Source organism: Adlercreutzia muris (assembly GCF_041223505.1).
GTDB lineage: Bacteria > Actinomycetota > Coriobacteriia > Coriobacteriales > Eggerthellaceae > Adlercreutzia > Adlercreutzia muris.
Genome location: NZ_JBCLQK010000002.1, coordinates 264433 through 278159, shown reverse-complemented (window position 1 = coordinate 278159; position 13727 = coordinate 264433). Strand labels below are relative to the sequence as shown.

The 13727-nt window shown below is 63.8% G+C and carries 11 protein-coding genes and 1 tRNA gene; 1 reads left to right on the top strand and 11 read right to left on the bottom strand.

Translation table 11 applies throughout. The features are described 5' to 3' along the window. Nucleotides 1–12: 12 nt before the first annotated feature. The 4 genes from AAK988_RS03455 to AAK988_RS03440 all read right to left on the bottom strand — a co-directional run bounded on the left by AAK988_RS03455 (nt 13) and on the right by AAK988_RS03440 (nt 6823). Nucleotides 13–2496, bottom strand: a complete 2484-nt coding sequence (locus tag AAK988_RS03455) for a molybdopterin-containing oxidoreductase family protein (RefSeq protein WP_369880421.1) — start codon at nt 2494–2496, stop codon at nt 13–15. A 374-nt stretch (nt 2497–2870) separates the two neighbouring features. After that, nucleotides 2871–4160: an ATP-binding protein gene (locus AAK988_RS03450; protein ID WP_369880420.1), complete on the bottom strand. Its 1290-nt coding sequence runs from the start codon at nt 4158–4160 to the stop codon at nt 2871–2873. 121 nt (nt 4161–4281) lie between these two features. Beyond that, nucleotides 4282–4995, bottom strand: coding sequence for a response regulator transcription factor (locus AAK988_RS03445; RefSeq protein WP_369880419.1), 714 nt, complete (start codon nt 4993–4995; stop codon nt 4282–4284). A gap of 118 nt (nt 4996–5113) precedes the next feature. Continuing rightward, nucleotides 5114–6823, bottom strand: coding sequence for an ATP-binding protein (locus AAK988_RS03440; RefSeq protein WP_289637390.1), 1710 nt, complete (start codon nt 6821–6823; stop codon nt 5114–5116). Nucleotides 6824–7040: 217 nt separating this feature from the next. On the opposite strand from AAK988_RS03440, the gene AAK988_RS03435 reads away from it, so the two are divergent. After that, nucleotides 7041–7123: transfer RNA gene (locus AAK988_RS03435), tRNA-Leu, on the top strand. 69 nt (nt 7124–7192) lie between these two features. Here AAK988_RS03435 and AAK988_RS03430 read toward each other — a convergent pair. From AAK988_RS03430 to AAK988_RS03400, 7 genes are all read right to left on the bottom strand, one after another. Beyond that, nucleotides 7193–8143, bottom strand: a complete 951-nt coding sequence (locus AAK988_RS03430; RefSeq protein ID WP_369880418.1) for a Ppx/GppA phosphatase family protein — start codon at nt 8141–8143, stop codon at nt 7193–7195. A gap of 74 nt (nt 8144–8217) precedes the next feature. Continuing rightward, nucleotides 8218–9249, bottom strand: a complete 1032-nt coding sequence (locus AAK988_RS03425) for an FtsB family cell division protein (RefSeq protein ID WP_369872853.1) — start codon at nt 9247–9249, stop codon at nt 8218–8220. Between the two features lie 86 nt (nt 9250–9335). Further along, nucleotides 9336–9716 carry a metal-dependent transcriptional regulator gene (locus tag AAK988_RS03420; protein ID WP_135970334.1) on the bottom strand — a complete coding sequence of 127 codons (381 nt, stop codon included), beginning with the start codon at nt 9714–9716 and terminating at the stop codon, nt 9336–9338. Between the two features lie 351 nt (nt 9717–10067). After that, nucleotides 10068–10271, bottom strand: coding sequence for a hypothetical protein (locus tag AAK988_RS03415; protein ID WP_369880417.1), 204 nt, complete (start codon nt 10269–10271; stop codon nt 10068–10070). A gap of 88 nt (nt 10272–10359) precedes the next feature. Further along, nucleotides 10360–12693 carry a ferrous iron transporter B gene (feoB, locus tag AAK988_RS03410; protein WP_369880416.1) on the bottom strand — a complete coding sequence of 778 codons (2334 nt, stop codon included), beginning with the start codon at nt 12691–12693 and terminating at the stop codon, nt 10360–10362. Nucleotides 12694–12841: 148 nt separating this feature from the next. Then, a complete protein-coding gene (locus tag AAK988_RS03405) occupies nt 12842–13072 on the bottom strand; it encodes a FeoA family protein (RefSeq protein WP_135970331.1) in 231 nt (76 codons plus the stop codon). Nucleotides 13073–13175: 103 nt separating this feature from the next. Then, nucleotides 13176–13445 carry a FeoA family protein gene (locus AAK988_RS03400; RefSeq protein ID WP_369872851.1) on the bottom strand — a complete coding sequence of 90 codons (270 nt, stop codon included), beginning with the start codon at nt 13443–13445 and terminating at the stop codon, nt 13176–13178. Nucleotides 13446–13727 lie beyond the last annotated feature (282 nt).

Here is a 13727-nt window from a genome sequence, read left to right as displayed (position 1 = left end):
GTTAATCACTCCCTACATCTTCTCAATGGCCACAGCCACGTCGTTAAAGGCCTGGTTGGCACATACCTGGTTGTACTCTCGCGACGGCAGACTCGCGTAGTGACCGTCGATGAAGTCGTCTTTTTGCCAACTACGGGCCGAGCTGACCATGCCGCGCGGCAGGCCGCCGTTGATAGCCGCCTTCATGACCACGAAGCCCTGATCGTTGTATAGTTTCACCGTGTCACCCTCGGCGATGCCCAACTCAACGGCATCTTCCGGGTTCAGGCGCACAATAGGCTCCGATTCCCATTCGCGCACATAGTCGCAGTCCCACCATTGCGTGTGGGTATGGGTGCGCATGTGCTCGGACAGCAGGTGGAAGGGATACTGCTTGCGATAGTTGCGGTCCTCGCCGGCAAAGGTCGGAGTCTCCCAATGCAGACCGTGCTCAATGGACTCGTCGATTTCCTTACCCGATACGTAGGCCGGCACCACAGTTTCCTGGTACAGTTGGACGCGGCCAGTCTCGGTACCCATCACCGTGGAGGCAGGATACTTGGTGCCCTCGGGATAGATGCGCGTGGCCTTCTTCTCCTTAAGTGCGTCGAGCGTGCAGCCGACGCCCTTCCAGTAATCGGTATCGAGCAGGGTCGCAAGGTAGTCCTCCTCGGTGATGCCCCAGAACTCCCCCTTGCCCAGCTTGTCCAGGATGAGCCCGAAAATCTCAAAGTCGGATTTTGCCTCTCCCACCGGCTCGACGGCTTTTTCCTGCAGCAGCAGATACGGATGGCTTGAGAACAGGAAACCAAGGTCGAGCTGCTCGAACCAGTGGGCGCTCGGCAGCACGATATCAGCATGCTTGCAGGTCTCGGTCATGCACATGTCGGCCACGACGACGAACTCGAACTTGTCGAACCAGTTCTGAGTGTAATCGTGATCGCACATGGTGACCACAGGATTGGAGCAGTGCACGTACAGGCTCTTGAGCACCAGCGGCTCGCCCAGATACGTGCCCGAATCCAGCACATCGCCCAAATTTACCGTATGGATGAGGTTCGCTTGACCTGGAGCCGGGTTGCCCGCCCCGTCCACCGGCGTATAGGCCGCCGGGTTCGAGAACAGGAGCTGAGGCAGGTATTCCTCGGTCTGGCCGATTGTGGCACCGGGCTTGCCGTAGTTCTCGGTCAGCAGGGTGACCAGGTAGACCGGCCATGAGCTGTAGTGGGCATTGCGATAATGGTTCATACCCATCATGACCTCGGTGGTCACCGGGCCGTCCTCGTGGTAAACGCGGGCCAGCTCACGGATATCGCCCTCGGAAAGGCCGGTAATCTGCGCAGCCTTCTCCACGGGGTACTGGGCGATGCAGGCCATGGCGTTGTCGTAGACCGTCTGCACCTTGATGCCTCCCACCTCGGCAACACCTGTTAGCGCCGTGGTGGTCGCCTCCCCGAAGGGCACGGCCTTGCCTGCGGCCTCGTCCCACACGGCAAGCGGGTTCACCATGGCAGGCTCGCCGGTCACCGGATCAGGGTCGCCCTCGGTGGGCTCCACGCCCAGATCGCTCATGCGCAAGAACGTGCCGTCCTCCTTGATGAGCAGATCGGCATTGGTGTTGGCCCGCAGCAACTCGTCGGTGATCCAACCTTTCTCGAACATCTCGTTGAGCATGCCGAGCGCCAAAGCTCCATCGGTACCGCCCTTCACGGGAATCCACCAATCGGCCTTCGAGGCCGTGGCGTTGTACACTGGATCGATGACGATGAGCTTGGTGCCGTTCTCCTGGGCCTCCATGAACCAGTGCATGGTGTGCATGAGGGAAATGGTGGGATTGTTGCCCCAGATGACCTGAACCTTTGCATTGATACGATCGGTGAGCTCGTGGCCGAGATCGATACCGCCCGTCGCGCGGGCGCTGCCATAGCCCACGCCGGCATCCACGTCCAAGCTGCAGTAGGAGCAACCCAGGGCGTTCACGAACCGCTGGTAGGCCCCGACACCGTTGCAAGAGCCGCTGAGGGCGGCGTAGTTGCCCGACCCGAGGAAGAACATGATGGCCGTCGGTCCGAACTCATCGATATATCCCTGCCATTTCTCGGCGATGGTGGCCAGCGCCTCGTCCCAGCTGATGCGCTCGAAATCGTTGGAGCCGCGCTCACCGGTGCGCTTCATAGGATACAGCACGCGGTTAGCGCCGTAGATGCGGCCCACGTGGGTGAGGCCCTTAGTGCAAATGCGATTGTACTGGGTGTCGGGCATATCGCGGGCGCTCGTGCGCACCACCTGGCCGTCGCGCACATGAACGTTCAGGAAGCATCCACCGCCGCAGTTGCCGCGGCACACGCCCGAGAAGATCTCGTCGGGCGCCACTGCGGGCGCGGCGTCACCACCCGTTTCGGACAAGTTGTCGGCCACAGGCGTGCATCCGGCCAAGGCGCCGGTGGCCGTCAGGGCAGCAGCTCCCTTGATAAAGCTTCTGCGCGAGAAACGTGCAACCGTCTTCGATTCGCTCATGTTGTACTCCTCTCACTCCCTCGCGGGCTCGCGCGACGGCGTCGGGGAGGGTTGCGGCGCCGAACCGCCCGAGCAAGAAAAGCCTCTCCTCATTGGGCTTTTCGATGATCCCACTTTAGGCAAGCCCCCGATTAATAGCGATACGCTGCGGATAAGCTTTGAGTTAATTCGATATTAACGGGATATTAAGATCAAAAGGACGATTGAAACTTCGGTCTTGGCCAAAGACGTTTTCGGATTTGGCGATAGCTCATTGCGGGAGTTGAACAACGGCAGGCCGAGGGGTTGAGAACCGAGGCCAATTCTACGTGCGCCCGCGCATTTGCCCGTCTTTGCGCTTCCCCAGCCACTGGTCGGCGTGATTACGAGACACCCTATGGTCGAATGCATCCCAACGGCACAACATAGACGCCGTCTTCGCGGCGGTAGGCATAGGGAGTCGCCGTTACGATCATGAGAAAGCTCGGCGGCTTCATCTTGCTGGTGTCAATGTCGGCTGCGAACTTAATAAGGTTTGCCGCCGCCTCCTCGATGCTGTCTTGGTTTGCAAGTTTTACTTCCACAGGGGCCCAGCAGCCGTTGCGCAAGTGGATAACCGCATCCGCCTCCCGGCCTTTCTTGTCTCGGTAGTGGTAGATCTGGCCTTTTAGCTCGCCGGCATATACGCGCAAATCGCGCACGCAGAGCGATTCGAACAGAAGGCCAAAGGTCGCGAGGTCGTTGATAAGGTCTGCAGGCCCAAGCCCCAAAGCGGCGGTAGCGATGGAGGGATCGACAAAATGCTTCGTTTCCGATGATCTTACGGCGGTCTTTGAGCGCAGATTGGGATTCCAAGCTGGAAGATTCTCTATCACGAAAAGCTTCTCCATTGCCGCGATGTAAAGCGCTATGGCCTCGTCGCTTAGGGCTGCATCGTCGTTGACCACCATATCCTTTCGGATTTCCGCAATCGAGGTTTCGGTAGCCACAGCTCGCGCATAAGAACGCATGAAGCGCTTGATGCGCTCGGGGTTCTTCGCACGCTTAAAGACGCGATTGATGTCGTCATAGACGAGACCATTGTAGAACACATAGGCTTGCTCGAGCGCCGCTTCACGGTCAAGTCCAAGTGCCCGCGGCCATCCGCCCCGGCAGACCAAATAAGCGTAGTCTTGCAAGGTCAAGTCGCATCGAGCCGGCTCTATCTCCTCGCCCGCAAACAGAGAGGCAACCGATACCGCACCGGTGCTCTCCTGGGACTCGAAAAGAGACATTGTCCGCATGGTGAGGGGATTGATGCGACCGATACCGCTGTGCTCGCAGGGGCTTGACTCGTCTCCTTCGGGATCGGCTAGAGGCGTTGCTGAACCCGTGAGTATGAACTGCCCGTTTTCATCGCGCCTGTCGACCTCGTAGCGAACTTGATCCCACAGAAGGGGAACGACCTGCCATTCGTCAATAAGGCGAGGAGTCGGCCCGGCCAGCAAAAGCGAGGGGGCGTTCTTGGCCAGTTCGACATTTTGCGCGCTCGTTTCGCGATCTTGCATATAGACGGCGCTTTCCGCTCGCTGCTCGGCAGTGGTGGACTTGCCGCACCATTTCGGCCCTCGTATGAGAACGGCTCCCGAAGCACGAAGACTGAAGTCGAGAATTGAATCCATGACACGAGGATAATAGTTCTTCATAAGCCCTCCCTTTATCAGGCATATTAGAACAATATCGGTTATTTGGCAATAACAATACCGCCTATTTGGACGAATTAATATCGGTTATTTGGTAAAAATATGAGTACATATGTATGGGATATTAAGTGTCCAACCCGTCGGCCATCTTGTAGCCCACGCGCTGGACGGTGAGCAGGTACCTGGGCTCGCTCGGGTTCGCTTCTATCTTCTCGCGGATCTTGCGCACGAACACGGTGATGGAGTTGCTGCGCACATCGGCCTCGCCCTCGCCCCAGATGTACTCCTGAATCTGGCCGCGGGTGAACACCTTGCCGGGGTGGGTGGCCAGAAACGCCACGATCTCGAACTCCTTGGTGGTCAAGTTCGCGGGCTTGCCCTTCACGAGCACCTGGTACTCGTCGAAGCGCACTTCCAAATCCCCAATGGTCACCGAGCCGTCGCGGTTGGTGCACCGCGCGAACTCCATGGTGTCGTGGTGTCGGCGAATATGGGCCTCGATGCGCAGCAGCAGCTCGGTGGCATCGAAGGGCTTGGTCACGTAGTCGTCCCCGCCGGCGCGAAAGCCGATGGACTTGTCCACGATATCGGTCTTCGCCGACAGGAAGATAATGGGAATGCGGCGCCCCTCGCCGCGGATGCGCGCGCAGAGGTCGAAGCCGTTCATGCCCGGCAGCATCACATCGAGCAGCACCAGATCGGGCCGCTCGGCCACGAGCATCTCCATGCCGCTTTCGGCATCGCGCGCGCCGCAGTACTCGTAGCCCGCGTGCGTCAGCAGCTTCTCGATAGATACATGCAGGCTCTCCTCGTCGTCGATGAGCATCACCTTGTACATGCCGCCTCCTTGTCCTCGCCTTGTCCGCGCATTGCCCTCGCCTTGCCCTCGTATCGCCGCCCCCGTCGGCGCCGCTGCGCCGGCCGAGCCTCCGGACGCCGGAGCTCCGGCGCCCCCGCTACTCCTCGTCCCCCAGCTCCACCGCCTCGCTGGCCGGAATGCGCACGGTGAACGCGCTTCCGCGCCCCAGCTCGCTTTCCACCGACACCGCATAGCCCTGGGCCACCGCGTACTCCCGCACCAGGGCAAGCCCCAGTCCGCTGCCGTTGTAGACGCGCGTTGCAGAGCTGTCCACCTGGAAAAAGCGGTCGAAGATGCGCTCCCGGTCCTCCTCGGCGATGCCGATGCCGTCGTCGAGCACGCGCACTAGCACGTCTCCGCTTGCGGCCTCGCGCGTCACCTCGATGGAAACCGTGCCGCCCGGCGAGGTGAACTTCACGGCGTTGGTGCCCAAGTTCTCCAGGATGCGCAGCATCTTCTCGTAATCGCCGTTCACGAGCGGCACGTCGGGGGCCACCGCCGTCTTCAGGCCCACGCGCGCGCCGACCGCCAAAGGCCCGATAGTCCCCTGGGCCGACGCCACGATGTCGCCCAAATCCATGAGCTCCCTGCTCACCGCCATCGCGCCGGCATCGGACCGCGCGATGTCGAGCATGTTGTTGATCATGCCGAGCAGCACCGAGCTGGATTTGCGCACCTCCTCCCAGCTGCTCCGCTCCTCCACGTCGCCCCCGTTCGATTCCAGGGCGATCTGCGATAGCGTGATGATAGACGTGAGCGGGGTGCGCAGCTCGTGATTCACCATGGAGAGCAAGTCGCTTTTGACCTGCGACTCCTTCGCCAGCTTCTCGCTGAGGGCCTCCAGGCTGTCGCGCTGCGCCGCGAGCTCCTCGTTGGCGCGCCGCAGATCGCGCGTGCGCTCCGCAACCTGGTCCTCCAGGCCCGCGTACGTCACGCGCAGCTCCTTGGCCATGGCGTTGAAGCGCTCGATGAGGCTCGCGATCTCGCGGGCGGTGCCCGCATCGTCCATGGAGTGCTCCAACCGGCCTTCTCCCACGGCGCCGAAAGCCCTCTTCATGGCCTCGAGGGGGCGCAGCACGAACGCGGTCATGAGCCCGAAGACCACGATGCCGATGAACGTGGCCAAAAGCAGGAAGAACGCCACGTCGCGTATCACGTTGTCGCGCAGGGCCTGGTACTGCTGCTCGAGCGGAATGACCACGCTGATGGCGCCGCCGACGGAGTCGAGCGTCCAACCCTCCTTGGGAAAGCCCGTGATGTCGATCTCGCCGGCCGGCTCCCCGTGACATTCCAGGCAGCTCTCGTTCACGCGCAGGGCCTGCACGTAGCGGAACTGGGCAGCCCCGCTGTCGGCGGAGGTCTGGGCGCGGTCGGCGTCGTCATCGTCCTCGACGATGCGGTAGTGCTCGATAGCAGAGCCCTCGCCGAACAACGTGAGGGCCTCGGCCTCGAAGGAGTCGGGCTTGTCCTGGGCGCGACGCGGCTCGAAGTTCGTGTACCTGATGGAGTAGTCGTTGCCCGCCGAGAAGATGGCCCCCACGCTCTTCCCCACGATGGCGCAGTGCAGGCCCTTGAACTCGAACACGCCGTCGCTGGTGTTGTTGATGGTGTACTGGGAATTGTCCATAAACTGCCAGACGGCATCCATCTCGCGGGCGAAGGTGCGGGCCTCCTCGGCCAGCGAGTCTTCCATGTGCTCCGTCTGGGTGCGGATGTCGAAGAAGGTGAAGGCCGCCGTTGCCGCAACGAACACCGCCGTCAGCACCAGCACGCATATCACGCGTAAGCTGACGTTTCGCGCCTTCACATCCGCCTCCCCTCGACGCACCGCTGCGGGCATCGCCCCTGCATGCCCCATAGTAACCCCCTTCGGACGCGATGGGCGCTAATTTTTGCCTAAGCTTTCGATTAACCGGAGATTAATTCCCCGGGTCGCATCCGAGTCCCGCTCGCGTCTCGCCGCTCTTCCGGCAGCGTCCCGGGCGGGTCGTGGTATCATGGGCGGACACCGAGAGTCGTGCCGTGGGGGCGTGGCGGAATTGGCATACGCAGCGGACTTAAAATCCGCCTCTTCGGATTGTGGGTTCGAGTCCCACCGCCCCTACCATATACCGCGCCGCCTCCCGGGCGAACTGGCGCAGCGGAGGCCCGCCTCGGGTTTTGGCCCGCAGGCGCCCTATTCTTCGCGCGCCGCCTCCAGAATCATCCCGTGCAGGATATCCGACTCGCTGGCCGTGTAGGCCTCGGCCCCGGCAAGGGCGAGCACTTCCTCCAGAATGACGAGCCCCGCCACGATGACGCCGGCGCGCTTGGGGTCGAGCCCCACGGTGCACGCGCGCTCCGCCAGCGTCTCGGCGGCCAGGCGTCGCTCGATGGCCTGAAGCTCGGCCGCCGTCACCCGCGCCCGGTGCACTCGGGACGAGTCGTAGACCTCCATAGCCTCGCGGATGGCCACCACGCTCGTGGCGGTTCCGGCCACGGCCACCACGCGATCGACGACAAAGCCCCGATCGGCCAGATCGGCGAAGTACGGCGCCATGGCTTCCCGCATCCAGGACCGCGCCTGCCCGATTTGCGCGGCCGTCGGCGGATCGTCGCGGAAGAAGCGCTCCGTCACGCGGCGGCAGCCGATATCGAAGGAGCGGGCCGCCACGGGCCCCTCTCCGAAACGGCCGGCCACGATCTCCGTGGAGCCGCCGCCGATGTCCACCACGAGCAGGTTCTCACCGGGAAAATCGCTCGATGCGCCGACGAAGGTGAGCTGTGCCTCGCGCTCGCCGGGAATAACGGCCAGCGACACGCCGTGCTCGGCGAGCTGGCGCACGAAATCGGCGCCGTTCTCAGCATCGCGCGATGCTGAGGTGGCCATAGCGATGAGCCTCTCTACGGGATGCGCGGGCCCGTCGTTGCGCGCGAGCACCTCCCGATAGCGGTCAACCGTTGAGAGCACGCGCTCGATGGCCTCCTGCGACAGACGTCCCGTCGCATCCACTCCCACGCCCAAATCGGTGATGACGTACTCCTTGGCCACCTCGCGAATGCGGCCCGCATCCACGTCGGCCACGAGCAGACGGCAGGTCACCGTGCCAATGTCCAAGGCGGCGAACCGCCCGTTGCGATAGGCCATGCTAGCTTCCTTTCAAGAGATCGCCAAAACCGCCGGCAGAGCGCAACCGCTCCCGCGCCCGCCGCGCGAAAGCCTCAGGACACCCCGAACAGCGGATCAAGCACCCCCGAGTACCACGTCTCGGGCAGCTCGATGTCCTCGGAGAGGATGTTGCCGCGGAATTCCGGCTTCTCGCGCTCGGCGAGCCCGGCCACCGACACCGCGTGCTCGCCCTCCCGCACCCAGCCGAGCTGCGTGCGGGCGGCGTCCTCGATGCCCGCATCGGTCTGGAGGGCGTCCACCTGGGCACCGAGGGCCTCGTTGCGCTCCACCACGGCCTCGTACTCGGCTGCCAGGCGGTCCCTCTCGCGCATGTCCACGTAAAGCTGCTGGGCCGGACCGTAGAGAAAGGCCGCCGCGAAGGCGATGCAGAGGACCGTGGCCGCCAACCCCATGAGGGGCGGCCGCGCGAACAGCGACGGCTTCTCGGCCGCGGCCATGGCAGCGCGGCCGCGCCGAGCCGAGCCCGAGGTCGCCTGCTGCTGCATGCGGGAGGAACGTTTGTGGGACGAGCCCATCTCCCCCTTGTACACCGCTGCACGGGGACCGCCCTGGGCGGCATCGGAGGCCTTCCCGGCCTCGTACTGGCGGAAGTACGCCTTGCCGGCCCGCTCCTTGGCACGCTCCCGGCGCTTGGCGGCCAAACGACCCAAGGGGCCGCGCTCGCGCTCCTCGAGGGCGGCCAGCAGCCGTGCCTCGTATTCCTCGCCGGCCTCGTCCTCGGCCCGGCCAGCGGCCCCGGAAAGAAAGCCGTCATCGGGACGGGGCCGCGCCGAGGCGCCGCCGTCGTACCAGCTCGGTGTGGGGTTGTGGGGCCTGCCGGCCCCAGCGGTGCGCAGCGGGGCTGCGGAAGACGTCGAGCGGGCGCCCGGGAAGGCCGTGGCCGTGTCGGCGGCGCGACCGACGGGACGCTCTGCCCCTGCCAGCGAGCCCGCAGGGCGGCGGCCAGCCGAGCGCACGCGCACTTCCCCGGCCCCGTCGAGCACAGCTGCCGCCGTGCGGCCGGCAGGACGCGCGGCGGCGCGGCGCGCTGCGTCGAAGGAGACGATGTTGGCCTGGCGGGGCACGGGGATGGGACTTCCTTTCGCTGCCGGGGTTCGTTTCTGGGGCGGGTAGTCAGTCGAAAGCGGGTGGGTCGGGCGATGGGGCCCGTCTACAAATCGAGGCCCTTGACGAAGGCCTCCCATTTCTTGAAGGACTCATCGCTGATGGCATGCTCCATCTGACAGGCCTCGTCCTCGGCCACATCCGGCGGGATGCCCACGGCCTGGGTGAGGAAGTCGAAGAGCATGCGGTGCCGGCCGAGGACCGAGCTGCCGTAGGCGTAGCCCTCCTCAGTCAGGGTGATATCGCCGTAGTGGGGCTGGATGACGAGCTGCTGCTCCTTCAGGGCGGAGATGGCCTTGTTCACCGAGGCTTTGGATACACCCAGCTTGTTGGCCACGTCCACCGAGCGCACGGGGACATCCGTCGTGCCTCCCAGCATGACGATGGCCTCGAGGTAGTCCTCGTGGGACATGGATGTCTTTACCACAGCGCTCTCCTTATCAGATACGTCATGCCATGGTATCACGGCCCCGGCAAAAAACGAGGCTCGGACACAGAGTTCCGAGCCTCGTTCACATTGTTTTCGCCAACGGTTTGCCAGCGGTTGCTTGACGGGCGCGGCCGCCCGTGCTTCTGCGCTCGCGCACGATGCCGCGACCTGCGGCGTTGCCGCAGCGCAAAACCGAGCGATCCCGCTGCCCGTCGCATCGCCGGGCAGCGGAAGCGCGATCTTCCCGTGCCGGCCCTTCCGCGGCGTTGCCTTCATGACGGCGACGCTGGGGGCGACCCGCTCCCCCCTCCGCCAGCGCCTGACGTAGCGAGGGGCGGCACGCAGAGGCTATTTGTCCTTCGCCGCCTCCCCCATGGCCGCAGCCATGGACTCCGCCGCCGCACAGCCCTCACAACCGGAGCAGCCGCCCTCGCAGTGATCGCCGCAGTCGCACAGCCCCCGGTGCGTCATGCGCCGGATGGCGAGCACAGCCAGCGCCGCAATGACAACGAGGATGATGACGGTGGGGAAGTTCAGGCTGATCTCTTGCATGACGTTTCCTTTGCAATCGTACGTTTCGGACGGAGGGGACCACGACCCTTTCCCCGAGGCGGGATGGCGCGGGACTCCCGGCGGGTCATTAGGCGTTGTCGACGGCCGTCTTCAGCTGACCTGCGCCCTTCGCCTTGGCAGCCGGGCGCAGCAGCAGGAAGAGCGTGCCCGCGGCCACCGCGACGGCCAGGACTGTGAAGGGGTTGAAGGCGACTTCGCCGGCGGCCAAGCCGACAAACTGATAGAGCATGAGGCCCACGCACCAGGCGAAGGCGGTCATGTAGCCGATGGCGGCCCAGGTCCACTTCGCGGACATCATCTGGCGACGGATAGTGCCGATGGCGGCGAAGCAGGGGGCGCACAACAGGTTGAAGGCGCAGAAGGCCATGATGGCCGCGCTGCCGCCGCCGAGCATGGCGGCAAAGGAGGCCCACAGGGACGGATCGGTCTCGCCGGCCTCGCCGAGGCTCGTGATGACGCCCACCGTGGCCACGACGTTCTCCTTGGCCACCAGCCCCGTGATGGAGGTGACGGCAGACTCCCAGTTGCCGAAGCCGAGCGGAACGAAGACCCAGGCGAGCAAGTTGCCGAGGCCGGCCATGAGGCTGTACTGGATATAGCCGTCCATCTCGGAGTCGAGCAGGCCGAAGGAGCCCTCGTAGAAGCCGAAGTTCAGCAGGAACCAGATGACCATAGAGGACAGGAAGATGATGGTACCGGCCTTCACCACGTAGCTGCGCACGCGCTCCCACATGGACAGAAGCACGTTCTTCACCGTGGGCAGGTGGTACTGGGGCAGCTCCATGATGAAGGGGGCCACCTCGCCGGCAAAGGCGCGGAACTTCTTCAAGATGATGCAGGACAGGATGATGGCGGCCAGGCCCAGGAAGTAGAACACCGGGGCGACCCACCAGGTGGCCTCGTAGTCGCCGCCGGCGAGCGCGCCGAACACGAGCGCGATGATGGGCAGCTTCGCGCCGCAGGGGATCATGGTGGTGGTCATGATGGTCATGCGGCGGTCCTTCTCGTTCTCGATGGTCTTGGTGGCCATGACCGCGGGCACGCCGCAGCCCGAGGCGATGAGCATGGGAATGAAGGACTTGCCGGACAGACCGAAGCGACGGAAGATGCGGTCCATGACGAAGGCGACACGGGCCATATACCCGCAGCCCTCCAGGAAGCCGAGCAGGATGAACAGCACGATCAGCTGCGGAACGAAGCCAATGACGGCACCAACGCCGGCAATGATGCCGTCGAGCACGAGCGATTGCACCCACGGTGCAGCACCGGCCGCCTCGAGCCAGCCGCCCACCACCACGGGCACGCCCACATGGTAGAGGCCGTAGTCGGCCGGATCGGGCTCTTCCAGCTCGCCGGCCTCGAAGGCGGCGGCACCCTCGGCAGTTTCCAGGACGCCCTCGAACTCTTCGACGGCGGCATCGTAGGCCTCGGTATTGGTGTAGAGCCAGCCATCGCCGAACAGGCCGTCGTTGGCCCAATCGGTCACGAGCGTGCCCACGGTGGACACCGAGATGTAGTACACGAGGAACATGATGACGACGAAGATCGGAATGCCGAGAATGCGATTGGTGACTACGCGGTCGATCTTCTGAGTGGTGGTCATGGTCTTCGGCGACTTCTTCACGCAGGCGTCGCAGACGGCGGTGATGCCGTCGTAGCGCTCGTTGGTGATGATGGACTCGGCGTCGTCGTCCTCGGCATCTTCCACCGCGTCGCGGATGGCGGCGATCTGGGCGAGCTCGGCGGCCGGCAAGCTCAGCTTGTCCACGGTGAGTTGCTCGCCCTCGAAGAGCTTGATGGCGTACCAGCGGCCGTGGCGGCCGGCGATGCGGTCCCCGGCGACGGCGGCGATGTGCGCCAGGCCCTCCTCCGCGTCGGCGGAAAAGCGCAGGGTGGTCGCAGGGGCGGTGCCGGCCGAGGCGGCCGCGCGGGCGGCCTCGATGACCTCGGCGGTGCCGCGACCCTTGAGGGCAGACGTCTCCACGACGGGACAGCCCAGGCGCGCAGAGAGGCCGGCCACATCGATGACATCGCCGTTCTTTTCCACGAGATCCATCATGTTCAGAGCGATGACCACCGGAATGCCCAGGTCGATGATTTGGGTGGTGAGGTAGAGATTGCGCTCGAGGTTGGTGGCGTCCACCAGGTTCACCACCACATCGGGCTTGCCGCTCATGAGGTAGTCGCGGGTGACGATTTCCTCGGGGGTGTAGGGCGAGAGCGAGTACACGCCCGGCAGATCGGTAATGGTCACCGACTTGTCATGCCGCCAGGGGCCCTCCTTCTTCTCAACAGTCACACCGGGCCAGTTTCCCACATACTGGTTCGCGCCGGTCAGATCGTTGAACATGGTCGTCTTGCCGCAGTTGGGGTTCCCAGCAAGGGCGATGTTGATTACCATGGTCAGCCTTTCCTTCTCCTAATGACGTCGTCCCGCGTCCTTTCCGCGGCGCTCTCCCGGGCACCCGCGGGACAATAAAGTTAGTTCTAGTTAACTACTGGGGAGAAAAAATGCGCCCGAGGCGCGAGAGGAAGGGGTGCGATCTCCCTTAGGCGACGAGCACGTTTTCCGCCTCGTCTTTGCGCAGCGACAGCTCGAAGCCGCGCACGGTCACCTCGATGGGGTCGCCCAAGGGAGCCACCTTGCGCACAAACACCTCGGTGCCCTTTGTGATGCCCATGTCCATGATGCGGCGCTTCACGGCGCCTTCGCCCACCAGGCGACGCACGGTGGCCGACTGGCCCACGGCTACATCGCGCAGGGTCTTATGCTCTGCCATAGTCCTTCCTTTCTGTGTTCCTCTGAAACGGGCGCGACAGAAGATGCAGCAGCCAAGGGCCGGGGCAGGTCTCGACCGCAAGCGCCTCGCCAGCCACGCTGCCTCAAGCGACGATGATCTTCGATGCCACGCTGCGATCGAGGGCGACGCTTGCCCCCTTGATCTGCACGATAAAGTTCCCCGCCTGCTCGGAAACGACGGATACGGCCGCACCCTCGACGAACCCCAGGTTCTCGAGATGGTGATGTACCTCGCCCTTTCCGCGCACGCGGACGACGTTCGCCATATCGCCGCTGCGCAAAAAGGCAAGCGGCATCGGCTGGCACGCTGCTCCGGTGCTCCCGGTCTTGCAGCAAGCGCTTTCCGCGACCATTGCTTGGCTCATAGCGTCTCCCATCAATGTTAGTTGCATGCAGCAACGTATTGTAATCTAAAGTTAACTTTCGTAAACCCTATAAAGTTAACTTTTTCATACTTTTTCGCGAACGGTCGCGCGAACGCCCTTCGCGCGCCGCCGACCCGAGCTGTCGACGGGAGGGCAGCAAGGAAGCCTGGGCGGAGAACCCCCGACAGCGCGCACCGACCAGTGGGACAGACGCCCCGGGAGTAAAGCCGCGACAAACCGCACTGCCGCCGAGAGTCATATCCACTTTCC

Coding starts and splice junctions, on each gene's coding strand:
- AAK988_RS03400 (WP_369872851.1), bottom strand. CDS start 13,445: ATGGTCGCGGAAAGCGCTTGCTGCAAGACCGGGAGCACCGGAGCAGCG.
- AAK988_RS03450 (WP_369880420.1), bottom strand. CDS start 4,160: ATGAAGAACTATTATCCTCGTGTCATGGATTCAATTCTCGACTTCAGT.
- feoB (WP_369880416.1), bottom strand. CDS start 12,693: ATGGTAATCAACATCGCCCTTGCTGGGAACCCCAACTGCGGCAAGACG.
- AAK988_RS03415 (WP_369880417.1), bottom strand. CDS start 10,271: ATGCAAGAGATCAGCCTGAACTTCCCCACCGTCATCATCCTCGTTGTC.
- AAK988_RS03445 (WP_369880419.1), bottom strand. CDS start 4,995: ATGTACAAGGTGATGCTCATCGACGACGAGGAGAGCCTGCATGTATCT.
- AAK988_RS03430 (WP_369880418.1), bottom strand. CDS start 8,143: ATGGCCTATCGCAACGGGCGGTTCGCCGCCTTGGACATTGGCACGGTG.
- AAK988_RS03405 (WP_135970331.1), bottom strand. CDS start 13,072: ATGGCAGAGCATAAGACCCTGCGCGATGTAGCCGTGGGCCAGTCGGCC.
- AAK988_RS03455 (WP_369880421.1), bottom strand. CDS start 2,496: ATGAGCGAATCGAAGACGGTTGCACGTTTCTCGCGCAGAAGCTTTATC.